At 42.8% G+C, this 23,819-nt stretch carries 20 protein-coding genes and 1 riboswitch; of the genes, 12 read left to right on the forward strand and 8 right to left on the reverse strand.

Annotated features, from left to right (window positions below):
- Positions 1-79 precede the first annotated feature (79 nt).
- The 4 genes from QO187_RS08265 to pnp all read left to right on the forward strand — a co-directional run bounded on the left by QO187_RS08265 (position 80) and on the right by pnp (position 3,970).
- A complete protein-coding gene (locus tag QO187_RS08265; protein WP_185156577.1) occupies positions 80-241 on the forward strand; it encodes a hypothetical protein in 162 nt (53 codons plus the stop codon).
- A gap of 113 nt (positions 242-354) precedes the next feature.
- The gene (locus QO187_RS08270; RefSeq protein WP_185156578.1) at positions 355-531 is read left to right on the forward strand and encodes a hypothetical protein; all 177 of its coding nucleotides are present in this window, start codon (positions 355-357) and stop codon (positions 529-531) included.
- A 379-nt stretch (positions 532-910) separates the two neighbouring features.
- Positions 911-1,177 (forward strand): 30S ribosomal protein S15, encoded by a 267-nt coding sequence (rpsO, locus tag QO187_RS08275; RefSeq protein ID WP_045443035.1) that lies wholly within the window; start codon positions 911-913, stop codon positions 1,175-1,177.
- Positions 1,178-1,867: 690 nt separating this feature from the next.
- A complete protein-coding gene (pnp, locus tag QO187_RS08280; protein ID WP_102092658.1) occupies positions 1,868-3,970 on the forward strand; it encodes a polyribonucleotide nucleotidyltransferase in 2,103 nt (700 codons plus the stop codon).
- A 119-nt stretch (positions 3,971-4,089) separates the two neighbouring features.
- Here the strand turns inward: pnp and QO187_RS08285 are convergent, their stop codons facing one another.
- The 4 genes from QO187_RS08285 to QO187_RS08300 all read right to left on the reverse strand — a co-directional run bounded on the left by QO187_RS08285 (position 4,090) and on the right by QO187_RS08300 (position 7,847).
- Positions 4,090-4,653 (reverse strand): hypothetical protein, encoded by a 564-nt coding sequence (locus tag QO187_RS08285; protein WP_102092659.1) that lies wholly within the window; start codon positions 4,651-4,653, stop codon positions 4,090-4,092.
- Between the two features lie 34 nt (positions 4,654-4,687).
- Entirely contained in the window at positions 4,688-5,236 is a 549-nt protein-coding gene (locus tag QO187_RS08290) for a hypothetical protein (RefSeq protein WP_102092660.1), read from the reverse strand.
- A gap of 142 nt (positions 5,237-5,378) precedes the next feature.
- Positions 5,379-5,636 (reverse strand): YheV family putative metal-binding protein, encoded by a 258-nt coding sequence (locus QO187_RS08295; protein ID WP_102092661.1) that lies wholly within the window; start codon positions 5,634-5,636, stop codon positions 5,379-5,381.
- Positions 5,637-7,847, reverse strand: a complete 2,211-nt coding sequence (locus tag QO187_RS08300) for a M3 family metallopeptidase (RefSeq protein ID WP_102092662.1) — start codon at positions 7,845-7,847, stop codon at positions 5,637-5,639.
- A gap of 496 nt (positions 7,848-8,343) precedes the next feature.
- Here QO187_RS08300 and QO187_RS08305 point away from each other — a divergent pair, with 496 nt between their 5' ends.
- The 4 genes from QO187_RS08305 to QO187_RS08320 all read left to right on the forward strand — a co-directional run bounded on the left by QO187_RS08305 (position 8,344) and on the right by QO187_RS08320 (position 12,676).
- Positions 8,344-9,456 carry a hypothetical protein gene (locus QO187_RS08305; protein WP_102092663.1) on the forward strand — a complete coding sequence of 371 codons (1,113 nt, stop codon included), beginning with the start codon at positions 8,344-8,346 and terminating at the stop codon, positions 9,454-9,456.
- 208 nt (positions 9,457-9,664) lie between these two features.
- A complete protein-coding gene (locus tag QO187_RS08310) occupies positions 9,665-10,420 on the forward strand; it encodes an endonuclease/exonuclease/phosphatase family protein (protein WP_102092664.1) in 756 nt (251 codons plus the stop codon).
- 186 nt (positions 10,421-10,606) lie between these two features.
- Positions 10,607-11,638, forward strand: coding sequence for an NADP-dependent oxidoreductase (locus QO187_RS08315; RefSeq protein WP_101204652.1), 1,032 nt, complete (start codon positions 10,607-10,609; stop codon positions 11,636-11,638).
- A gap of 195 nt (positions 11,639-11,833) precedes the next feature.
- Complete coding sequence (locus QO187_RS08320) at positions 11,834-12,676, forward strand: EcsC family protein (RefSeq protein ID WP_102092665.1); 843 nt, start codon at positions 11,834-11,836, stop codon at positions 12,674-12,676.
- 32 nt (positions 12,677-12,708) lie between these two features.
- Here QO187_RS08320 and QO187_RS08325 read toward each other — a convergent pair whose 3' ends face one another.
- From QO187_RS08325 to QO187_RS08335, 3 genes are all read right to left on the reverse strand, one after another.
- Complete coding sequence (locus tag QO187_RS08325; RefSeq protein ID WP_102092666.1) at positions 12,709-13,326, reverse strand: alpha-ketoglutarate-dependent dioxygenase AlkB; 618 nt, start codon at positions 13,324-13,326, stop codon at positions 12,709-12,711.
- 20 nt (positions 13,327-13,346) lie between these two features.
- Entirely contained in the window at positions 13,347-14,237 is an 891-nt protein-coding gene (locus QO187_RS08330; RefSeq protein ID WP_102092667.1) for an alpha/beta fold hydrolase, read from the reverse strand.
- Positions 14,238-14,318: 81 nt separating this feature from the next.
- Positions 14,319-16,235, reverse strand: a complete 1,917-nt coding sequence (locus QO187_RS08335; protein ID WP_102092668.1) for an ABC transporter ATP-binding protein — start codon at positions 16,233-16,235, stop codon at positions 14,319-14,321.
- A gap of 369 nt (positions 16,236-16,604) precedes the next feature.
- On the opposite strand from QO187_RS08335, the gene QO187_RS08340 reads away from it, so the two are divergent.
- Both QO187_RS08340 and QO187_RS08345 read left to right on the forward strand, forming a co-directional pair.
- Entirely contained in the window at positions 16,605-17,453 is an 849-nt protein-coding gene (locus QO187_RS08340; RefSeq protein ID WP_102092669.1) for a hypothetical protein, read from the forward strand.
- Positions 17,454-17,629: 176 nt separating this feature from the next.
- Positions 17,630-18,520 carry a fructose bisphosphate aldolase gene (locus QO187_RS08345; protein WP_102092670.1) on the forward strand — a complete coding sequence of 297 codons (891 nt, stop codon included), beginning with the start codon at positions 17,630-17,632 and terminating at the stop codon, positions 18,518-18,520.
- Between the two features lie 122 nt (positions 18,521-18,642).
- Here QO187_RS08345 and thiC read toward each other — a convergent pair whose 3' ends face one another.
- Complete coding sequence (gene thiC / locus QO187_RS08350; protein ID WP_228153128.1) at positions 18,643-20,757, reverse strand: phosphomethylpyrimidine synthase ThiC; 2,115 nt, start codon at positions 20,755-20,757, stop codon at positions 18,643-18,645.
- Positions 20,758-21,005: 248 nt separating this feature from the next.
- Positions 21,006-21,150, reverse strand: a riboswitch (TPP riboswitch).
- A gap of 293 nt (positions 21,151-21,443) precedes the next feature.
- Between thiC and pstS the strand changes: the two genes are divergently transcribed.
- Together pstS and pstC are read left to right on the forward strand one after the other, a co-directional pair.
- Complete coding sequence (pstS, locus tag QO187_RS08355; protein WP_057757805.1) at positions 21,444-22,610, forward strand: phosphate ABC transporter substrate-binding protein PstS; 1,167 nt, start codon at positions 21,444-21,446, stop codon at positions 22,608-22,610.
- Positions 22,611-22,819: 209 nt separating this feature from the next.
- Positions 22,820-23,773, forward strand: a complete 954-nt coding sequence (pstC, locus tag QO187_RS08360; protein ID WP_102092671.1) for a phosphate ABC transporter permease subunit PstC — start codon at positions 22,820-22,822, stop codon at positions 23,771-23,773.
- Positions 23,774-23,819: the final 46 nt, after the last annotated feature.

The following is a 23,819-nucleotide window of genomic DNA, read 5'->3' on the forward strand; positions in this document are numbered from 1 at the left end:
GACAAGTTTAATTAACTAAGTACTATTAAATCTAAATTCTGTACAACTAACATTTATAACCATAACTAAGGAAGATACTATGTCAAACTCTAACCCAAACGATACTAAGCTTGAGCAACAACGTTCTGATTCAGCAGAAGCAGCACTTAAAAGTCAAACTGAAGATAATCATAGTGAAAACAGCGAAGCAGCAGCAGAACGTATCGCAGCTAACTTAGAAAACGCGAAAGAAGATAAGTAAGTTTTTAATATGCCACCTGTAATAGGTGGCATTGATATGTTTATAGTTTGCACGTCTTATGATCGATGAGTGCAACGACAGTTAGTCCACAAAATAATAATTCAGGAGCTAATATGAGTAATTCACCGAACAATATGGACGAGCAGGAAAAAGAGATTGAAAAGCTTGCAGAAGAAATTAATCCAAGCGAGCATACTGCCCCAGACAGCTTAGCGGAAGTAACTACTGCCGCGCCTCTTGAAGATGATGAACTAGGCGGCAATGCGACAGAGTCTGACGTTAGTAAGTAGCCTAGGTAGGCACTTAATAGATAGTTATCTATAGAATACTAGCTACTAGAAATTAAATGTCGCTTTACAAGTATTATGAAAAACTGCTGCTAGTTCAGCAGTTTTTTGTTATAATTACCCCCACATTTAAATTAGGTTTTGAATGATGTACTGTAGTTAGCCCATTACTTTGATTAAGTAGTGCTATAGTTAACTACAATGTACGATTCAAAACATGCTAAATGGTTGTTAACTGAGCTTGTCGTACACTAGGTCAACTCTAGTAATGCAGGGTTGTCCTGAATGGCGTACAGGTTATTTTATTTATTATTCTATTGCTTTAATACTGACTCAAATTGCAGTCCGCTTTTTAAAGTTTTTAGCATTGCCGGAGATATTTATGCTAACTAATACCGATCGTGAACAAATCATCGCTCAATACCAACGTGGCGAAAATGACACTGGTTCTCCAGAAGTTCAAGTAGCTTTGTTGAGTGCTCGTATCAATGATTTGCAGAACCACTTTAAAGCACACAAAGCTGACCATCATAGCCGTCGCGGTCTTATCCGTATGGTTAACACGCGTCGTAAACTGCTTGATTACTTAAAAGGTAAAGACCTTGGTCGTTACACTACTCTAATCAGCCAGTTAGGTCTACGTCGTTAATCTAACGACAATAGTACGAGTGAATGCTGAATTTTTTGCTAAATCGCTTGGAACTTGTTTGTTGTTATCGATAAAATAGATTTTTCTAAAAACGGTGTGGAATAGTTTCACGCCGTTTTTTTATGCTTATTCGTTTTAGATACTGTGCTCAAGTAGTAAGAGGTAGAACCCCTTCTCTAGAATAGCTAAGAGGAATATTGGTATAAACTGTACTAACCAAGCCTCAAATGCGGTATTTTCTGATGATAATTGCGCTACTGTGCAATTAATTGGTCAATGGCTATAAATCACTGTAAAATAATGCCTTGTTAGTTTGATAGCGCATCTGCTACAGATATGGCGATTATTGTTAAGATATTTATGATTTGGCTTGGTAATCAGCGCAGATAGCTGATATTTGAAAGTTCAGAAAATAGCCTGTAGGGTTTTTAGCATCGAAGTCTTTTGACTTAATGTCTTTTTGATAGTATTTATAGTAAAGGCAAAATTGCACGACCGAATATACATAATAGTACGATGTCTAACTCAGACAAATATATGAGATAACCAAGTAACGTTATTGGCATTGGTTGCGATGATTTCTAATAGAAAACATATCAACGGATAGCCATATACACAGAATTTTAATGACAGATATCAGATTTTTTTGACGCTGATATCAGTTTTGTCAGTCAACATTAGGAAGATTATATGACAATGTTCAACACCATTAAGCGTGAATTTCAGTATGGCAACCAGCAGGTTGTTATCGAGACAGGTCGTATTGCCCGTCAAGCAAACTCTATTTTAGTACACATGGGCGGCGTAACCGTATTAGTTGCAGCAGTCGTGAAATCAGAAGCTAAAGAAGGTCAAAACTTCTTTCCGCTAACGGTTAATTATCAAGAAAAAATGTATGCAGCAGGTAAAATTCCAGGTGCTTACGGTAAACGCGAAGGCCGTGCGAGCGAATTTGAAACCTTAACTTCACGCTTGATTGACCGTCCGATTCGTCCGCTATTCCCAGAAGGCTACGTAAACGAAATCCAAATCACCGCAACAGTTGTATCATCAGATAAAACTCAGTCTGCAGATATCGCTGCACTAATCGGTGCCTCAGCAGCATTGGCTATCTCTGATGCGCCATTTAATGGTCCTGTTGCTGCCGCTCGTGTTGGTTTCATTAACGGCGAATACGTTCTAAACCCAACGTCTGAGCAGCTTGAAACCAGTGATCTGGATTTGGTTGTGGCTGGTACTAAGTCTGCGGTATTAATGGTTGAATCTGAAGCGGCAGAGCTGTCAGAAGACCAGATGCTAGGTGCAGTATTGTACGGCCATCAGCAACAACAAATCGTTATTGATAACATTGCTTCAATGGCTGAAGAAATCGGTACTGCTAAGCAGCAATACTCTGCTCCTGAGCGTGACCAAACCCTTATTAGCAGCATGAAAGAGCAGTTCGGCGAACAAGTTGCTGACGCTTATACCATTACTGATAAGCAAGCACGTTACACCAAGCTTGATGAAATTAAGCAGTCAATTATTGATGCACTTGCTGGTGATGCTGAGTCAGAAACTTATGCTGATACCGTATCTGAGCTTAAAGAAATCTATAACGACCTTAAATATCGTACCGTTCGTGACAACATCTTGTCAGGTAAGCCGCGTATCGATGGTCGTGACCCTGAGACAGTTCGTGCGCTTGACGTACAAGTTGGTGTATTGCCATATACGCATGGTTCAGCATTGTTCACACGTGGCGAGACGCAGGCATTGGTTACTACCACACTTGGTAACAGCCGTGACGTCAACATGATTGACTCACTAGGTGGCACGATTCGTGACCATTTCATGCTGCATTATAACTTCCCGCATTTCTCAGTTGGTGAAACGGGCCGTGAAGGTATTCCAAAACGTCGTGAAATCGGTCATGGTCGTCTAGCACGCCGCGGTGTACAAGCAATGTTGCCAGATAGTGAGCGTTTCCCGTATGTGATTCGTGTGGTATCAGAAATCACTGAATCTAACGGTTCATCTTCTATGGCTTCTGTTTGTGGCGCAAGCTTGGCATTGATGGACGCAGGCGTACCATTAAAAGCACCAGTTGCTGGTATCGCAATGGGTCTGGTTAAAGAAGGCGATCGTTTCGCTGTATTGTCAGATATCTTGGGTGATGAAGATCACCTAGGTGATATGGACTTTAAAGTAGCTGGTTCTAAAAACGGTATCACTGCACTTCAGATGGATATCAAAATCGAAGGTATTACCCCTGATATCATGGAGCAAGCGCTTAAACAAGCCCATGCAGGTCGTATCCATATCCTAGAAGCAATGAACCAAGTATTGCCTGAGAGCCGTACTGAAATCAATGCTCATGCACCAAACTACGCGGTTATCGAAATCAACCCGGACAAGATTCGTGACGTTATCGGTAAAGGCGGCGCAACTATCCGTCAGCTAACGGAAGAAACTGGCGCGGTTATCGATATTGATGACGCAGGTACTATCCGTATCTTTGGTGAAAACAAAGCAGCGACCAAGGCAGCTATCGGTAAAATCGAAGCACTCACTGCTGAAGTTGAAGTTGGTAAAACTTATGAAGGTACCGTTGCTCGTATCGTCGACTTCGGTGCATTTGTAAATGTCTTGCCAAACACTGATGGTCTAGTACATATTTCACAAATCGCAGAAGAGCGCGTAGAGAATGTGTCAGACTACCTAAAAGAAGGTCAGGTCGTTAAAGTACTTGTACAAGACGTTGACAACCGTGGTCGTATCAAACTAACTATGAAAGGTGTTGAGCAGAACTAATACTCAATATCTGATGTGGTTTAAATAAGAAAAAACCGCCTTGAAATGCTCGTTATGAGTATTCAAGGCGGTTTTTTTATGTGCTCAAAAAGACGATGACTGGCTAGCTAAAAGGCCATTTATAACTCAATGCTTTTAGGCAGGTGTATATCGATACGAAGTTTTGGTAGGTCTTGTAAATACTCAGTTAATAATGGCAAAGTAACAGCATGCCAGTCTAAAGGCAGAGTATCTGCTGTATTGCTTTCATTGGATACGATATCACGTGGTCTGCCTGAGATAAGTGGCCGCGCAAGCAATGCAACTCTGCGTATGCCTTGGTAACGTATAAGCGGCATTATTTGCTGTTGCAAATCAATCAAGGCAGCAGTCAGCCAACGTGTGCGCGCTGGATGATAAGGATGGTTTGATATCACAAGGTTGGCAATATAGTTTGGCTGGTTACCGTTACTACTGATACCAAGTCCGACCAGCTCACGTGTACGCTTATTAAGTAAGCAGCTACCAACATTCAGACTACCATCGCGGCACGCGCGATGATAGCGACTATAATTATCAGGAAATAGAGTTTTCGCTCGTGTGAGTACAGGATCTAAAACGATACCAGTATTGTTGACAGGTAAAACAAGCAACTGTGCATTGCTATTTAAAATAGAGGCATGTGTGAATTGCAAAATCGCCATCGTAAGCCTCTCTATAACCAAATCAAGTATACGGTTATTGAACCGTCGCTTTATTAGAGTCGTTTGCTTCTAACTGAGCAATTTGTTGTTCGAGTAGCGCAATTTGTTCTGCCTTCATATCAGTCAACTGCTTATTCATAGCCACTTGTTCAGCGGCTAACTTTTCTTGTTCGGCCAGTCGCTGACGTTCATCTTCTAAACGATCAATCTCTTCTTTCGCCAAGCTATCATTTTCTGGTAGCGGCGCATCTAATATAGCAGTAGGATTTGGTATCGCAGTACTGTCATTATTGGCTGCTCCAGAGTTTTCATCCATGAGCACACCGTCGTCAATCACAGAATCATCTGATACTTCTGAAGTGCTGTCTGTGACTGATTCTGTCTGTGATTGGTCAGTTACTGGTGCTGAAGTGGCGTTATCTGTAGGGAGTGTGGACTGAGTGCCAGACCTTCCTACGATAAGGTAGACAATGACGATAAGTAGCAATACTGAGATAAGTACTGCCAAAATTTTCTGACGTGTTTTAGTCTGTTTTTTCTTGGAAGCGCGGGTTGATGAAGGCCGGATGTTGTCTGGTTTCATATTATGATCGATTCATGTCAAGAATATAAGAAGCCATACTATAGCAAACTCAAAATAAAAAGCCTATCTATTGATAGATAGGCTTAATAGACCATTAAATAATAAAGTATTTAATCTGTTTTTAGTTGTGAAAACTAAATAACTAAGGCTTAAATTTTACAGTGCCGCTAGTGCCAGTTGCCATCGCATCACGAGCCATCTGATCTTCTAAATGGTTCTTTGCACTAATGGCATCAGGATCGGGGCGTTGCTCTGTGTGTCCGCACTGAGTGCATTCAATATACTCATCTGGGGCAGGGGTTACGATATTGACTTGCACGACCGCATCCATTTCCTGACATTTTGGACAACGCACCCCTGCTAAAAATCGGCGCTTAGGACTCGATGACTGATAACGCATTTAAATGACCTCGCGCGTCGTTTGAGTATTTGCCGCATCGATATTTTTAGCATCAGTGAAACCATTATGACGTAGCAAGGCATCGATACTGGCGCTACGACCGCGGAAGTTTTCAAAGTTGGTCTTCGCTGGGAAACTGCCGCCAACAGATAAGATAGATTCACGGAACGCTTTGCCTGTCGCTGGGTTGAAAATACCGTCTTCTTCAAACTTGCTAAACGCATCAGCTGACAGCAGTTCCGCCCATTTATATGAGTAATAGCCTGCAGCATAACCACCCGCGAATATATGACTAAAACCATTAGCAAAGCGGTTATAGTCAGGTGTTTGCATAACGGAGATATCATGACGGACAGTATTGAGCGTCTCTAAAATACCATCGTAACTTAGTGCTGGCGTATGAGCGTGAATGAGTAAATCAAATAGAGCAAACTCAATCTGACGCAGTGTTTGCATGCCGCTTTGAAAGTTTTTCACTGCTAGTAGTGCATCAAGTTTGTCTTTAGGTAATGGCTCACCAGTCTCAACGTGACTGCTGATAAGAGCGATACCTTCAGCGTCCCAAGCCCAGTTTTCCATAAACTGACTAGGAAGCTCGACCGCATCCCACTCGACGCCATTGACACCAGCGACATCGCCGACCGTGACTTGAGTCAATAAATGATGTAAGCCATGACCAAACTCGTGGAATAAGGTTAATACTTCATCATGGGTCAATAAACTAGGTTTGCCATCAAGTGCCGGCGTGAAATTACCAACCATAAAGCAAACGGGAAGCTGCTGATGGTTTTGTGCTTCATAGCTATAGCGAGATTGGAAACCACTCATCCATGCACCGCCACGCTTACCGCTACGTGCAAACAAGTCAAAGTAGAAGCCACCGAGCAAGCGATCATCAGCATCGAATAATTGATAAAAGCTTACATCGTCATGCCAGCGAGAGACTGAGTCACTTTCTACATCTTTATGGTTTTGCTCTTGTACTTTGATACCGTATAGACGCTCAACGATAGTAAACAAGCCATTAATCACTTTGGGTAATGGGAAATATGGACGAATTTCCTCTTGCGATAAGCTGAACTCACTTTGTTTTACCTTTTCAGCGATGTAAGCGCTATCCCACGGTTGCAATTCATCAATGCCATAATCACTAGCGTATTTCTGTAGCTGTGCCAAATCCGCTTTGGCAGCAGAGGTCGCTTGCGTTGCTAAGTCACGTAAGAATGTTTCAACTTCTAAGACGCTGTCTGCCATCTTGGTCGATAGCGATACTTCAGCATAATTTGCAAAACCAAGTAGCTTGGCTTTTTGCTCACGTAATGAGAGGATTTGACTCATATTGTCAGCGTTATTTAATGAGTTGCCTTTTGCATTGGTATGCGTATCAAACTCAGAGGCGCGTGTGACGTAAGCATGATACAGCTTCTCACGTAGGCTACGATCGTCCGCATGAGTCATGATCGCTAGATATACAGGAATATTTAAACTGGCCACATAGTAAGGAGTAGGAAGCGCATCTATATCAGCTTGGCTAAGGGCACCGCTAGCAAGCTCACGCGCTTTGTATTGCTCGCCTGCATCTGCCAATAGTGCCAAACCACTCTCTGTTAACCCCTTTAACTGAGAGTCTTCTAAAGGCAGGGCAAATGCTTGCGTCGCATCCAAGATATTGTCCGAAAAGGTTGCAGACAGGGTCGATAACTCACTTTGGATAGCGGCAAACTTTTCTTGCTCAGCTTGAGGTAATGCAACGCCTGATAACTCAAAGCTACGTAATGCCAGTTCGATTGCACGTGCACGAGCAGGCTCTAACGTAGCAAAGAAATCTGTGTCATTGACGATAGCTTGATAACGATTAAACAAAGGCTGATGTTGGCCCACTCGCGTACCGTAAGCAGATAGTTTTGGTAGCAGTTCATGGTGAACATGGCGAATCTCATCGTTGCTCATCACGCTATTGAGATGCGACAAAATACCCCAGCTACGATCTAATGCCAAATTGATATGGTCAAAGCTCATCACATCTGCTAAAGCTTGTTCAGCGCTTATTTTTTCAGCACTTGTTTTTTCAGCACTATCGCTTTCTACCACGGTTAAGGTATCTAAAAAAGCATTGGCAGCATCAATGGCATCAATTACTTGGTTTTGTAACGTATGTGGCGCAGTGTCGGTAAAATCGACAAGGCGTAAATCTGAAGGAGAAGGTGTCATATAGGTATCCGATATCAATGAATTATTATTAATCAAAATGAGAATGAAATAAATCTAGCTACTATGGAAATATACAGTGTGTTCTTATTTTATATATAGATTATATAAAAGATGGGTTCGTTTGGTAAAAATACAACCTAAGCACTTTTATACGATTCAAGTAATTAGGACAGTGCTAGCAATCTGAAGGTAAACATCGAGATTCTGATATTTAAATTCAACTTCTCAAGATAATTATCTGAATATGTAGCTATGTTCGTTAAGGCAGTTCTTTAACAATATAGAGTGCTCTACTTACAAAGCGCTATCATTTGCTTGCAAATTAACCCTACAGGGAGTGGGGTATAGCTGTTAGCATCAAGGTAATGGAATTTAAATATTATGCATCGACAGGATGCAAGAAAAACACGGATAGAAATTTCTACACTTATAAAAGTACATGAGTGAAGAAATACATAAAGTTAAAAATGAACGATAATAAAACAAGGAGCAATATATGAAAGCGACTCTTAAAAGTTTACGTGAAACTAAAGCTAACCCTGCAGTAAGTATCTTTGTTAAAACGTATCGTGAACATCCAGCTAATGAGCAAGATCCTATCGCTCTAAAAAATCAATTGAAAGTTGCCGAAGATCGTTTGACGAAGGAGTACGACAAACGCACAGCGACTACCATTCTAGATAATATTCAAAATAAAATCAGTGAGCTCAATCACAATTATAACCTCGATACGTTAGCTATATTTGCTAGTACAGATGATGTGCAAGTCATCCGTATGCCAATTGATACGACAGAGCGCGTTGTGATTTCAGATAGATTTGCTACGCGTGACTTGGTCCGTGATATGGCAAGTGCGGTTCATTATTATACGGTGGTCTTAACCCGTGACAATGCGCGTTTGATTGAAGCATCTAATGACCGCGTCGTGAGAGAGTTCGATAAAGATGACGATGCACAAAACAACATGGAGAACATTCAGTTCCCTGTCGAAAACAACGGACTATACACAACAGGCGACGGTGGCTCAGATCGTTCATCAAACAACGAAAGCAGTCACTTAAAAGAATTCTTTAACCAAGTCGATAAAAGCGTCCAAGAGTTATGGGGCGAGCATAAAATGCCTCTTGTGATAGTTGGTGATGCAAAAAATATTGGCTACTATAAAGAAGTCTGCGATCGTCCAGATAATATCATTGCTACAGTATCGAATGCGACCAATCTAGAAGATGGTAGTGCACAGCATATCGTTGACAGTGTGCAAGAAGCTGTAGAAGAGTATCGCACATCGCTGCACAAAGCTGCATTGGGTGAAATAGATAAAGCTCGCGGTGCGAATATGTTGCAGACTGACTTGCAGGAAGTATATCGAAGTGCTTTCCAAGGAGCTGGCGAGACACTTTATGTACGCCGTGGCTATATACAATCTGCTAAGATTGATGAAAAGGCACAAACGTTAAGCCCTGCCAATGATGCTACTACGGAAGGCATCACAGATGATGCAATCGGTGAAATCATCGAGCACGTCATTCACAATGGCGGCGAAGCTGTATTTATGCCACAAGATATCATGGGTGAAGATCAACCAATAGCGCTAGTAACTCGCTACTAATCTGACGATGCCACCTATGTGCGATATTCATTTATGAATCAGCCATTTATGAATTAGCCATTGATAATACATAGGTGTAATATGAGAGCATTGGTTCAATACGAGCCAGTGCTCTTTTTATGTCTGTCATTACCATCACTATGGATGCTATCGTAGCTGAGCTATTGATCTTTACTCCATAAATAATGAGCGTACAACTAACCAAACTATGACTACCACCTCTTTTGTTTTAACTAGCTACAACATCCATAAAGGCATGTCACCGCTGAATCGCCAAGTGAAGATGCAAGGTATTGCTCAGGCGCTAGAGTCTGTGGGTTCAGACGTCTTGTGCCTACAAGAAGTGCAGGGCCAAAACCTCAAGCGTAATATGCAATATAACGAGTACCCAGATCAATCACAGCATGAATGGTTTGGCGAATTTTTAGATTTGCAAAACAGTTACGGTAAAAACTCCGAATACGAAAACGGCCACCACGGCAATGCAGTATTGAGTCGCTTCCCGCTAGACCCCAAACACAATGTAAATATTACGGTCAACAAGCTTGAGCAGCGCGGTGTCTTGCACTGTGAGGTAAAACCTGTCGGTTGGGAGATGCCAGTTGTCGTATTGTGTGCACATTTGAACTTGTTTGAGCGCGATCGTATCAAGCAGTATCAAGCGATTAGTGACTATGTGCGAAATGAGATTGCGCCGGATCAACCACTTATCTTAGCAGGCGATTTTAATGATTGGAAAAAGATGTCTTGTGACAAACTGGCGTCAGATCTCGGTATGATAGAAGCGTTCAAACATTGTCATGGCAAGCTGTTGCCAACCTTTCCCGCAAAACTGCCAGTACTCAGCTTAGATCGTATCTATGTGCGCAATTTGCTTGTGAAGGATGCTTGGGTACACACTGGAAAACCTTGGTCATCGCTATCAGATCATCTGCCCATTAGCGCAGAGCTGATGTTGCCCTAATACCTAACTATAATAATTCGTCTAAATGTATTATATTGGCAATCTATCGATATATGAACAATTGTCTTTATTGATCATATTATTAATTAACTATGTTCTCGATTGAAAGTGATATTAACAGCACAACGTTTCAATAAAATGAATAACAAGTACAGCCTAATAAACAAAATATAAGGATATTCTACGATGGCAACAACGTCTACTACTGATAATAATCAACAAGCTAACCACAATATACCTAAGACACAGCACGCCGTACTCATACGCGAGTTCGGTGAGCCTGAAGTAATGAAATATCAAGATGGTGCTGATGTCCCTGAGCTACAGGACGACCAAGTACTGGTAAAAATTGCCTATGCTGGGATTAACCCTGTCGATTATAAAACTCGCCAAGGTAAAGGCTGGGGTGCGGAAAACATTCGCAAAGACAAGTTTGAGAATGATCAGCCAGCTATTTTAGGGTTCGATGTATCAGGCGAAGTAGTCAGCAGTAATAGCGACGAGTTTGCTGTTGGCGATAGAGTAGCGGCTTTGACCTTTAGCGGTGGTGGCTATGCGCAATACGTGGCAGTAGATGCCAAGTTGCTTGCGAAAGTACCAGACAATGTCAGCTTAGAGCAGGCGGGTGCTTTACCTTGTATTGGACAAACGGCGCTACAATTTGTAGATTTTGCTGATATAAAAACAGGCGAGCATGTGGTAATTAATGCACCAGCAGGCGGTGTCGGTCATTTACTAATCCAATTGCTCATGAATAAGGTGGCGCAAGATAACATCAAGGTGACGGTAATTTGCTCGCCAGAAAAGTACGCCAAGCTTGATGAATTGATAGACGTATCTAAGCTGGCGGGCTGGATAGATTATACCAAAGATGAAGACTTCCCTGACCTACAAGCCGACGTGCTACTTGATTTAGTCGGTGATGAAGCAGGTGTCCGCGCGCTTAGCGTGCTCAAGTCAGGCGCTCGAGTGAATGTATTACCAACTATCTGGGTTGATAAGCTCAAAGAAGCCGGTCAGCAAAAAGACTTAGCAGTAGCAGGCTATAAAGCGCAGCGTAGTGGTCAAGATATGGCGCGTGTTTTACAGGAGGTGGCCGATGGTAAGCTAACTTTAAAAATTCAAAAAACCTATCCACTCTCAGAAGTCGTTGCAGCGCACCACGAGCTACAAAAAGGCGATGCTTTTGGCAAGATTGTCTTAGCGGCAGCTGAGTGAATGTCAAGATTGCCCAAGTATTAGGTAGTGTTCGATAGGATTTATTAGTAAAGGGATGTCTGTTGAAACGCAGTAAACTTAACTGATGATTTAACAAATCATACAAAAGTTTTATTTTGGACAACAGAACGTCCCTGTAGTCTTCGCTGATTTATCATAGGATAGAAAGCGAACGATACTAAGAAAGGGAATAATATGACTATCAATGAAAAAACAGATGACCACATTGCTTATGAATCCAAAGTCCGTGCAGAAATAGAAGCATGGAAGAACCCTGATAAAGGGATTTTGGATAAGACGCTCTCAGTGCTTAATACCCCTGTGGTAGCAGCCGGTGATGCGTTAATGGAGGCTCCACAATTTGGCGATTCTCTAAAAAAAGCAACTGAAGAAACGATTAGTGCTTTGAGTGATGCAGCCAATTGGACACTGGACACTCAAGACGTTATTGATAGCTATCAAGAGGCAGCAGATATTAACGACTTCTCTATCAAAACGCTGTCTGACATCAAAAGTCTACCCATTGCTGTTATAGATAAACAAGTTAAGCTTTTTAAGAGCAAATATGTAGCGCTAACCAGTGCGCAAGGGGTGACTACGGGGGTTGTAGGCTGGGCAGGTATCCCTGCTGATGTCGTTGGGCTTATTACAGCTAACCTACGAGCGATTGGAGAATATGCAACGTACTATGGCTTTGATATCAATGATGAAGGCGAACAGTTATTTGCTATGTCTTTGTTGGCTGTAGCAACTTCTGCCTCTGTTGAAGAGCGTAAAGCGGCGTTAGATGACACTCATGCGATGATTAAAGATCCAGAAACTCAAGCATTCAATCAGATTAATGAAGAAGTTATGTCTCGTGTACTGCGTCAGACAGCGACTAAAGTAGCCACTAACATCGTTAAGACAAAAGCGGCGCAAATTATTCCAGCGGTAGGCGCAGTGGTCGCAGGTGGTGTTAATGCTAGCTACACTGCCAATGTTTGTGAAGCTGCTTATCAGTGTTACCGTGAGCGTTTTTTGGACCGTCTCGCGTAAGAATTAGATGACTCGTTAAGTCAGCGATAGTATCAAGATGTAAGCATATGCCGAAACGTTAGACTGATTCGCCCAGCATCGACCGTCTTTGTCTTAGTAATCGTATGCTTCCAAAAGGTTTGTGTATCACCATGCATCACAACGAGCTGACCAGACTCAAGATAAAGTTCAACTTTGTCTTGAGTTTTTTTATGCTTAAAAACAAATTTTCGTGTGGCACCAAGCGATAAGGAGGCGATGACTGGTTGATGACCGAGTTCTTTTTCGTCATCAGCGTGATAGCCCATACCATCAGCGCCAGAAGGATAGTAATTAAGCAGGCAGGTGTTGAAATTGGCAGTGACGCCAATCTCTGCTAAAGCTTGCTCAATTCTCTGTTTCACGTGAAACACTTTATCTGTCCATGGAACGGTTTGCCGCACATGCCCCGAGTATTGATAATTGGCATCTTCGTCTCCCATCCAAACGATTTGCCGAGTGGTTATATGGGTCTTACCAAATAACGTCACGATATCTGATTGCCAAGGTAGCTCATTTAGTAGAGTGTGATAAAGGGCAGTGGCATCGTCGATAATCACGCCTAAATCATTCACCTTACCATCATAGGGTAGTAAGTTATCCGTGGGTGCAGAAGCAAAGAGGTCAGTCATAATTTAGTCGTTGTAAATCCTTATTTACTGCTTTGATAGTGCTCGTTGATAATTTGAGCGCATAGTTCAGGCGCTTCCATTGGCAATAGATGACCATAATCTGACAGCGAAATAAGACTGCTATCTGGGACAAATTTTTTCCATTGCTTGCGTACTTTGTCATTGATGAACAGGGTAGGCTTGCCTGTAATCAACGTGTAGGGACAGCGTAGTTTTTTAAGGGCAGCATCGATATGAGGTGCGCCAAAATAATTGGCCAGCTCTTGTTCTGGTGCAAACATAAGCGTATAGCTACCATCTGTGTTTTTGCTCAGGCTTTGTTCAGCAAATACTTGCAAGTGCTCATCGCTGATACGTTTATAAGCACGCTGCGCACGTAGGCTCTCGTAATAACTATGGGTACTTGGCCAAGTAGATTGCTTAGTTAAGGTGCTTTTGAAAGGCTCGCGGCTCAGTAGGACAGAGCGTGGCAAAAGGTTATATAAGGTGGCTTGGTGTTTGGTAAATGTGACTGGCTCGATCAAGTATAACTGTGAAAATAGCTCTGGACGTTTGGCAGCTGCCATCGCTGTAGCCGTAGCCCCTTGCGAATGACCAATACCTATGACAGGCTTATTTTGGGTCTTTTCTAAAAACTCAATCAGCATATCAGCATCTTGCTCGCGCGTCAGACGACGGCTCTGCGGCTTATCATACCAGTAGCCACGTAGGGCAAGTGAGCTGATATCAAACTCAGTGGCTAGCTTACTTAATAGCGGTGTATAAGTGCCAACGGTAAAACTATTACCACTATAAAAATGTGCTGGCGCGCGGGGAGTAGAGCTGAAATCTAACGGCTGATTAAACTGGCTAAGGTCATAATAGCGTGCCTGTTTTCCGCCAAGATTAATGCGGTTTGTGAATGCTTCCATAAAATAAACACTTCCTTGTGACTTATTTTGAGTGATTTTTTTGTAGTTTGTCTTCTTATGATTGAGCTGACTTAACAAGTCCTAGTTATCTTCACCTAAGAAGCCACCGCTTTGACGTTGCCACAGTCGAGCGTAGACACCATTCAATGCCAATAGTTCATCATGACTACCTTGCTCAATAATACGGCCTTGATGCATAACGACCAGTCTATCCAGTGCGGCAATAGTAGACAAGCGATGGGCAATAGCAATAACGGTCTTGCCGGTCATGATGTCATTTAAGCTTTCGGTAATAGCATATTCAATCTCAGAATCTAACGCACTGGTGGCTTCATCTAAAAGTAAAATCGGCGCATTTTTTAGCATAACACGTGAGATAGCAATACGCTGACGTTGACCGCCAGATAGTTTGACTCCGCGTTCACCCACTTGGGTATCAAGTCCTGTATTGCCTTTATCATCGTACAGATCTTTGATGAAATCCCATGCCTGAGCTTGTTTGGCAGCGATCATAATCTCTTCATCAGTAGCATCAGGACGACCATAGGCGATATTTTCACGTACAGTACGATGTAGCAACGAGGTATCTTGAGTCACCATACCAATCTGTTGACGCAACGATTCTTGTGTGACCGCATCAATAGCTTGACCATCAATCAGAATCTTACCGCTATCGACATCAAAAAAGCGCAGTAACAGATTGACCAAGGTCGATTTACCAGCACCTGAACGCCCAACCAAACCAATCTTTTCACCCGGCTTAATATCTAAGTGGAAGTTGTCCAACAGTTTGATATATGAGTTAGGAGCGCGCTTAGCGATGTTGGTACTATCAATAGGCTCGCTAGTTTGGTCATTGTCTTCTTCGTCATTTTCATAACTGAAGTCAACATGGTCGAACACGATACGCCCGTCCGTAACGGCTAGGGCTGGCGCATCAGGTTTATCAATGATTGTCTGCGGTGCTGACAACGTACGCATACCATCTTGAACTGTACCGATACTCTCAAACAAACTGGCTGTCTGCCACATAATCCAACGCGTCAAACCATTTAGACGCAACGCCATAGCAGTCGCAGCAGCAATGGCGCCAACACCAACTGCGCCTTGTTGCCACAAGTACAATCCAATACCCGCGGTACTACTGACCAAGATCACACTGATAAGATGGGTCGATACTTCTAAATAGCTGACCCAGCGCATCTGCGCATGTACCGTACCTAAGAATTGTCCCATGGCATTTTTGGCATAGCCTAGCTCACGACGAGAATGGCTAAATAGCTTAACGGTCATGATATTGGCATAAGCATCAGTGATTCGTCCTGTCATCAAGGCACGGGCATCCGCTTGCACAATCGCTGTTTGTTTAAGCTTAGGGATAAAGTACCAAATGGTAATGGCAACCAAGACCAGCCAAATGACAAATGGAATGAGTAGTAAGCTGTCTAAATTAAACAAAATCACCCCTGAGGTGATAAAGTAGACAGAGACATACATAAACATATCGGTGACGGTCATTACGGTATCGCGTACTGCTAGGGCTGTCTGCATTACCTTAGCTGAGACACGACCCGAAAACTCATCCTGATAAAACTGCATGGATTGCCCAAGCATTCGCTGATGAAACCGCCAGCGCATCTGCATAGGAAACACGCCCTGCAAGGTCTGAAAATGGATAAATGATGACAAGGCGATCCACAATGGGCTCACTATCATGACAGCGAGCATGATGAGTAGCATATCGCCTTTTTCTACCCATAAGTTTTGCGGCGTATAAACGCCCAACCAATCGACGATATTACCTATCCAAGCAAACAGCATGGCCTCGTAGATACCGATACCAGCGGACAAAATCATAAAGATTAGTAGCCAGCCGCGTAGGCCATTGGTACATGCCCACAAAAACTTCAGCATGCCATCGCGAGGTGATGGCAATGGCATAGGTGTATCTGGAAAGGCGGGTAGGCGGTTTTCGAAAAAGCGAAATAGAGCATTCATAGGCAGTAATAAAACATCAATAGCAGTACGTCAAGATGAACGAGAGGACTCGTTATCTAGAATCTTTACTTTTGTGATTGGGATTAGGTGCTATTTTAGCAAAATTACTAATCATACCTGCATGCTAATTGTAATTTGCTTAAGAATAGCTATGTTTTGAAAGCTTCAGTTATAACCATAATAAATAGATTGCTGTAGAAAACATATTTTGTTACATTCTACACCTAAATTTATTTATGGTTTAAATATTGCTTTTATAAGCATGATTTCATTGCAAAAATCAGCTGATTAGCAGGGGTTTTATTTAATGGTTTTTATTAATATACGAACAGTAATAACTCAACATTGAAGTTCAAAAGGTAGTAGTGAATGATGTATTTAATAATAGCGGTGCTATGTAGCGTCGCCGTCTCCATACTTTTGAAAATATTGCGCCAGAAAAATATAGATATTCGTCAGACCATCGTGGCAGGCTATCCTGTGGCTTTTTTACTGACTTGGGTATTACTAAAACCTGATATAGGGGCCATACATGCGCTTGATAGCGCTTGGGGCATCATCATCGCGCTTGGGATACTATTACCTGCCGTATTTATCATTCTGGGACGGGCTATTGAAGCGGTGGGGATGGTAGCAACCGACGCCTCTCAGCGCTTATCACTTATCATTCCTATCGTAGCGGCTTTTTTGCTATTCGGTGAGGTGCTGACTGGTACACGTATACTTGGATTGGCGTTAGGATTTTTGGCATTAGGTGCACTTGTCTATCGACCACAGTATAACGATATTACTCGCCAAGCAAAGCATACGCCACTGTGGTTATTCGGGGTATGGGCAGGCTACGGCATTATTGATATTTTGTTCAAACAAGTTGCCAAACAAGGAGCAGCTTTTCCATTGACTCTACTGGTTAGCTTCGGCGTAGCAGGTTTATTGCTTCTAATCTATTTACTTATCACACGGGTACGTTGGCAAAAACAAGCGCTTATGACAGGCTTGCTGCTTGGTGCACTAAACATGGGCAATATCTACGCCTATGTACGGGCACACCAAGTGCTGCATGATTCTCCTAGCATCGTCTTTACTGGTATGAATGTCGGTGTTATTGCCGTAGCGACATTGATTGGCGTAGGTGTATTTAAAGAGCAGTTAAACCGTATCAATATAGTAGGCTTAGTATTGGCAGTCTGCTGTGTAGGGGTACTATTTTTGGCGTAATGCGCATTGTCTAAAAGTATTGGTTTCATGATTTTTTGGCTATATTGTCACGTATCCTATATAGGCATACAAATCATCCTATGATAAGGTTATCTACAAATAACACGGCTTGTATGGAATAAAAAAGCTTAGTTTATGATATTTAATTTAACCAATAAAAATAGGATGCAGGCTCAATGGAATACGATAAGCAATTACAGCGTATAAAAAATAGTTCAGGTTTTATTGCTGCTCTTGATCAAAGTGGTGGCAGCACACCAAAAGCGTTAGAGACTTATGGTGTCAGCAGCGATGCTTATGATAATGATGAGGCCATGTTTGATTTGGTTCATGAAATGCGTGCTCGTATTATGACGTGTGACTGTTTTGATAGTGATCGTGTACTTGGTGCAATTTTGTTTGAAGACACTATGGAGCGCGAAGTCAATGGTAAGTCGACGGCCAATTACCTATGGGAAGATAAAAATATCGTACCATTTTTAAAGGTAGACAAAGGTCTGGCTGAGCAAATGAGCGGCGTACAAATTATGAAGCCAATCCCGAATCTAGATCTATTATTAGACAAAGCAAAAAACTATCCCGTATTCGGTACTAAAATGCGCTCAGTCATCTATGAGCCAAATGTCGATGGTATCGAGCTTGTGGTACAGCAGCAGTTTGATGTGGCTAAGCAAATTATTTCAAAAGGTTTGATGCCTATCGTCGAGCCAGAGGTCAATATTGAAAGCACTCAAAAGCATGAGTGCGAGTTACTGTTGAAGACAGATATACTGCGCAATCTGGAACGCTTAAGTGACGAACATCAAGTGATGCTCAAGCTGACGTTACCAGAAGAGGCAGGGTTTTATCAGGAGCTGATTGACCATCCTAAAGTGTTAAAAGTTGTGGCGTTATCTGGTGGTTATAGTCGTAGCGATGCTTGTGCCAAGCTTAAACAAAACCCAGGTATGATTGCGAGCTTCTCGCGTGCCTTTACTGAAGGCTTGAGTAAGCAACAAAGTGATAGCGAGTTTGCTGAAACCATTAATACGTCAATTGAAGAGATTTATGAAGCGTCGAAAGTGTAAACGTAGTAAATAAAAACTCGCACATAAATCATGAGTAAATAAGCAAAAAAGCCCTACTAGATAAGTGTGCAAATACTTAAATAGTAGGGCTTTTCTTATTTCAAAAGCATAGGTTATTAACACTACACCTCTTTATATAACTGGCGTCCTTCGTTGTTATATTTCTTAGTCATCTCCGCCATGCCTTGGCGAATTTCCTCAGCAGTGGCTTCACCAACTTGTCCAACGAGCTCTGTATCTACCTCTTTGATTAGATGACCAGCGTCAGTTAAGTCGCCTGTTTGCGGCGTTACTTTTTGGTTGGCAGCAGCTTTATCTAGTCCTGCTGCATATTCACGCACGTTTTGAGTGATTTTCATTGAACAAAACTTAGGGCCACACATGGAGCAAAAGTGTGCCGATTTGTGTGCGTCTTTTGGCAACGTCTCATCATGATATTCACGTGCAGTATCAGGATCGAGCGCTAGGTTGAACTGATCATCCCAGCGGAATTCGAAACGGGCTTTAGATAGCGCGTTGTCACGTGCTTGTGCTCCTGGATGACCTTTAGCAAGGTCAGCAGCGTGTGCAGCGATTTTATAAGTAATAATGCCGTCTTTGACGTCTTTTTTATTTGGCAAGCCTAAGTGTTCTTTTGGCGTGACATAGCATAGCATCGCTGTACCAAACCAACCAATCATCGCAGCTCCGATGGCGCTAGTGATATGGTCATAGCCTGGAGCGATGTCTGTCGTTAATGGCCCTAAAGTATAGAAAGGCGCGTCAGCACATAGCTCAAGCTGCAAGTCCATGTTTTCTTTGATGCGGTTCATCGCGACGTGTCCAGGGCCTTCGATCATTACCTGTACATCGTGCTCCCATGCCACTTTGGTCAATTCACCAAGCGTACGTAGCTCACCGAACTGCGCTTCATCATTGGCATCTTGCAAGCAACCAGGGCGTAGGCCATCACCTAGACTAAATGCTACATCGTACTGTTTCATAATCTCGCAGATGTCTTCGAAATGCGTATATAAAAAGCTTTCCTTGTGATGGGCTAAACACCACTGCGCCATGATAGAGCCGCCGCGTGAGACGATACCTGTCAGACGTTTTGCGGTGAGCGGCACATAGCGTAATAGCACGCCAGCGTGAATAGTAAAGTAATCTACGCCTTGCTCTGCTTGCTCGATCAACGTATCACGGAATATCTCCCATGTAAGATCTTCAGCGACGCCATCGACTTTTTCTAATGCTTGATAAATCGGTACCGTACCAATCGGCACAGGAGAGTTACGGATTAGCCATTCACGGGTTTCATGAATGTGATTGCCCGTTGATAAATCCATGATGGTATCCGCACCCCAACGTGTTGCCCACGTCATTTTAGATACTTCTTCATCGATAGACGAGCCCAGCGCTGAGTTACCGATATTGGCATTGATTTTCACCAAGAAATTGCGCCCGATGATCATCGGCTCAGATTCAGGGTGGTTGATGTTGTTTGGAATAATTGCGCGTCCAGCCGCCACTTCATCACGGACAAATTCAGGGGTGATGATTTGAGGCGTATTGGCACCGAAGCTTTCGCCATCGTGTTGACGCATATCGGTCAGTTCATGCTGCTTTTGCGTTTCGCGTATGGCGATATATTCCATCTCAGGGGTGATGATGCCTCGGCGCGCGTAGTACATTTGCGTGACGTTCTGTCCTGCTTTGGCGCGACGCGGTTTATCAATATGGGCAAATCTAAGGTTAGCAGTGCTGATATCACGCGCACGCGCTTGTCCGTATGAGCTAGATAGGCCGCTTAATTGCTCGGTATCATTGCGTTCCGCGATCCAGCTTTCACGCAACTTTGGCAATCCACGTGTTAGGTCGATATCGACATTAGGGTCGGTATATACACCTGAGGTGTCATACACATAAAACGGTGGATTATGCTCACCGTCTTTATCTCCCGTACCGCCTACAGGTGTATCAGCCAAGCTGATTTCACGCATCGGTACTTGGATGTCAGGTCTTGAGCCTTCGAGATAGACTTTTCTTGAGGCGGGTAAAATACGGTGCAAGTCGCGCGCATCTTCTTCGAAACGGGCATCACTTGCGGCACGGTGAGCAGGGGTTTTTAACGCATCTGCTTTTTTATCTGCTTTGACTTTGGTCGTGTCAGCAGCATTTGAAGCAAGCGTTGAGTTGTCGGCTGGGTTATGCGTTTGGGCTTTCGGTGCAATTGAGGTAGTGTCTGCAGTAGTCATATGCTGTCCTAGCGTGTTGGTTTTTGAATAAAATCAACACCGCCAGTATCTGCGGGGGTAGGCATCCATCATCTAGACAAATTTATATCATGAACCCACAACTTCGACCAAAAAGTATCGTCGCGCATGGTGATCATCAAATATTGGACGCAGCTTTATATCATCTCTTCTTATCTGTTTATGCATTACGCATATTAAGACAATAGTGACGATAAAAATGTATTTCTACGCGCCCTTTGTCATAAATAACAAAGTGCTTAAGACTTCCCTGCGTCGGTACTAACCGCATCAGGTTCGGCGGGTGATCTCTCAGCGAATGTATCAAGGCGACTACTTTGATAAAGCAAGTTTAATAAAGTGAGCCAAAAATACACCGCACCCCGAGTCTGTCAGTGTTGTAAATCAGCCTTCATACTAACAAAATTCTCTACCAACGGCTAATAGTATTTGGATACAAATATTCTGTGTCAAACACACGGTTCAATATTTTCGTGAATAATTTTTTTGAGTGTTGATAGATGAGGGTACTTAGTATTACTAGGTTGTAGACAAATTGTTCAAATATTATGTAAAGCGAATGAAGGATTCTAGAAGTTGTCATTAAACTGTCATAAAGATTTGGCAAGATAACACGCATATCACAAGCAATGCTTTTTTATACCGTTGTTAAACTTCAGGAGTCCTACATGCGTTATTCGTTATTAGCAGTGGCCGTCAGTTGTACATTAATGCTTACGGCGTGTAATAAGTCAACAGATACGGCGGAGCCAACTGCTGATACTAGCAGTAGCGCTGTGACAACAGCTGAAACAACCTCTCAGACAGCATCTTCTGCTACGTCAGATTTTAAATCTGCTGAAAATATCGCTATGAATATTACAGGTGCAGGTGCGTCATTCCCGCAGCCTATCTATGCGAAATGGTCATATGACTACAATGCTGCGACCGGCGGCCAAGTCAACTATCAGTCGATTGGTTCATCTGGTGGTATCAAACAAATCCAGTCAAAGACAGTAGACTTTGGTGCTTCTGATGCACCGATGACGCCTGAAGAGTTAGACGAAGCAGGTTTGATTCAGTTCCCAACAGTCATCGGTGGTGTTGTACCAATCGTCAACATTGATGGCGTTGAGCCTGGTGCACTGAAGCTAGACGGCACAACGTTGGCTGATATCTATTTGGGTAAAATCAGTAACTGGAATGACCCTGCGATTAAGGCGATGAACCCAGATTTGACCTTGCCAGATGCCCCAATCACAACAGTATTCCGCTCAGATGGTTCAGGTACGACGTTTAACTTTACTGACTATCTTGCCAAGGTTTCACCAGACTGGAAAGACACCGTTGGTGTTGATAAAACCGTCAAATGGCCGACTTCTGCTACTGGTGCAGGCGGTAAAGGTAACGAAGGCGTATCAAGCTACGTCAACCGTATGAAAAACTCTATCGGTTATGTTGAGTATGCTTACGCTAAGCAGAATAAGATGTCACATACTGCGCTGAAAAACGCAGCTGGTAACATCGTACAGCCATCTGCTGAGACGTTTGCTGCGGCAGGTGATATCGATTGGTCACAACAAGAAGGCTTTTATAAGGTCATCACCAACTCTGAAACTGACCAAGCATGGCCTATCGCTGCTGCGACCTTTATCTTGGTACATAAGCAACCAGAAAATCCTCAGCAAGTCGCTGGCGTGTTGAACTTCTTTGACTGGGCTTATACCCAAGGTGATGACAGCGCCATGGAATTAGACTACGTACCATTCTCTGATACGGCAGTAGCCTTGTTTAAAGAGAAGTGGAACGAAGTGAAAGGTAGTGATGGACAGCCTGTCTACAAGCCAGCTCAGTAATTTGTTTCTGCTAAATACTATTTAGCAACCGACAAGTTATCCTCTCGAATAACTATTCTCCGGTAGTTATTTGAGAGGTTTTAACACAGCAAATTTGATGAATACATCTCGATAAATATGCTTACATATCCCATTTAAGTTTGTTGTGTTAAAACCTGAGATACATCTTTTTAATATTTCGATTCATCCCATTCAATGCTGAGACACTTATGACAGACTTAAGGTCCCAACTGGCTAAACAAAAACGTTACGACGCTTTATTTGTCAACTCTACTAAAGCGTTTGCCATACTCGTCCTCCTATCTTTAGGGGGCATTTTGGTGTCTCTAATTGTTGGAGCATGGCCGAGTATTCAAGAGTTTGGTTTGGGATTTTATACCAGTAATAACTGGGATACAGTCGCCAATGAATACGGGGCATTAGCGCCTATTTACGGCACCTTAGTCACGTCATTTATCGCTATTGTTATCGCGGTTCCAGTCAGTTTCGGTATTGCGATATTTTTAACCGAGATGTGCCCTAAGTTCCTCAAAAAACCACTTGGTATCGCCATTGAGTTGTTGGCTGGTATCCCATCTATCATTTATGGTATGTGGGGATTATTCGTATTTGCGCCATTTTTTGGTGATCACATTCAGCCATGGTTTATTGAGCACGTCGGCCCTCTGCCTATTGTCGGTAAGCTGTTTGCAGGTGCGCCTATGGGACTGGGTATGTTTACCGCCTCCCTAGTACTTGCCATTATGATCATACCGTTCATCGCCGCTACTATGCGCGATGTTTTCTCTGTCGTACCAGACTTACTGAAAGAGTCAGCATATGGCATGGGCGCGACGACTTGGGAAGTCATGTTCAAGATTATCTTGCCTTATACCAAAGCTGGTGTCGTTGGTGGCGTAATTTTGGGTCTTGGTCGTGCATTGGGTGAGACGATGGCAGTTACTTTCTTGATTGGTAATGCGTTTAATATCAGTCCAAGCCTATTCACGTCTGGTGTGACGATTACCTCGGCCTTGGCTAATGAGTTTGCTGAAGCATCTAGTGAGCTACATCTTGCGTCTTTACTACATCTAGGCTTAATCTTATTTGTCATCACCTTCATTGTGCTGTCTTTAGCAAAACTGATGCTCATGCGCATGGATCACAAAGCAGGTAACCGATAAGTCTGTTACCGATTTATTGAACCTTGATAGATATTGATAAAAGATA

This window comes from Psychrobacter sp. Arc9 (assembly GCF_041431295.1).
Taxonomy (GTDB): domain Bacteria; phylum Pseudomonadota; class Gammaproteobacteria; order Pseudomonadales; family Moraxellaceae; genus Psychrobacter.

Excerpts from the sequence above, each read along its gene's own strand:
- QO187_RS08265 (WP_185156577.1), top strand. The coding sequence starts at position 80 with ATGTCAAACTCTAACCCAAACGATACTAAGCTTGAGCAACAACGTTCT.
- QO187_RS08270 (WP_185156578.1), top strand. The coding sequence starts at position 355 with ATGAGTAATTCACCGAACAATATGGACGAGCAGGAAAAAGAGATTGAA.
- rpsO (WP_045443035.1), top strand. The coding sequence starts at position 911 with ATGCTAACTAATACCGATCGTGAACAAATCATCGCTCAATACCAACGT.
- pnp (WP_102092658.1), top strand. The coding sequence starts at position 1,868 with ATGACAATGTTCAACACCATTAAGCGTGAATTTCAGTATGGCAACCAG.
- QO187_RS08285 (WP_102092659.1), bottom strand. The coding sequence starts at position 4,653 with ATGGCGATTTTGCAATTCACACATGCCTCTATTTTAAATAGCAATGCA.
- QO187_RS08290 (WP_102092660.1), bottom strand. The coding sequence starts at position 5,236 with ATGAAACCAGACAACATCCGGCCTTCATCAACCCGCGCTTCCAAGAAA.
- QO187_RS08295 (WP_102092661.1), bottom strand. The coding sequence starts at position 5,636 with ATGCGTTATCAGTCATCGAGTCCTAAGCGCCGATTTTTAGCAGGGGTG.
- QO187_RS08300 (WP_102092662.1), bottom strand. The coding sequence starts at position 7,847 with ATGACACCTTCTCCTTCAGATTTACGCCTTGTCGATTTTACCGACACT.
- QO187_RS08305 (WP_102092663.1), top strand. The coding sequence starts at position 8,344 with ATGAAAGCGACTCTTAAAAGTTTACGTGAAACTAAAGCTAACCCTGCA.
- QO187_RS08310 (WP_102092664.1), top strand. The coding sequence starts at position 9,665 with ATGACTACCACCTCTTTTGTTTTAACTAGCTACAACATCCATAAAGGC.
- QO187_RS08315 (WP_101204652.1), top strand. The coding sequence starts at position 10,607 with ATGGCAACAACGTCTACTACTGATAATAATCAACAAGCTAACCACAAT.
- QO187_RS08320 (WP_102092665.1), top strand. The coding sequence starts at position 11,834 with ATGACTATCAATGAAAAAACAGATGACCACATTGCTTATGAATCCAAA.
- QO187_RS08325 (WP_102092666.1), bottom strand. The coding sequence starts at position 13,326 with ATGACTGACCTCTTTGCTTCTGCACCCACGGATAACTTACTACCCTAT.
- QO187_RS08330 (WP_102092667.1), bottom strand. The coding sequence starts at position 14,237 with ATGGAAGCATTCACAAACCGCATTAATCTTGGCGGAAAACAGGCACGC.
- QO187_RS08335 (WP_102092668.1), bottom strand. The coding sequence starts at position 16,235 with ATGAATGCTCTATTTCGCTTTTTCGAAAACCGCCTACCCGCCTTTCCA.
- QO187_RS08340 (WP_102092669.1), top strand. The coding sequence starts at position 16,605 with ATGATGTATTTAATAATAGCGGTGCTATGTAGCGTCGCCGTCTCCATA.
- QO187_RS08345 (WP_102092670.1), top strand. The coding sequence starts at position 17,630 with ATGGAATACGATAAGCAATTACAGCGTATAAAAAATAGTTCAGGTTTT.
- thiC (WP_228153128.1), bottom strand. The coding sequence starts at position 20,757 with ATGACTACTGCAGACACTACCTCAATTGCACCGAAAGCCCAAACGCAT.
- pstS (WP_057757805.1), top strand. The coding sequence starts at position 21,444 with ATGCGTTATTCGTTATTAGCAGTGGCCGTCAGTTGTACATTAATGCTT.
- pstC (WP_102092671.1), top strand. The coding sequence starts at position 22,820 with ATGACAGACTTAAGGTCCCAACTGGCTAAACAAAAACGTTACGACGCT.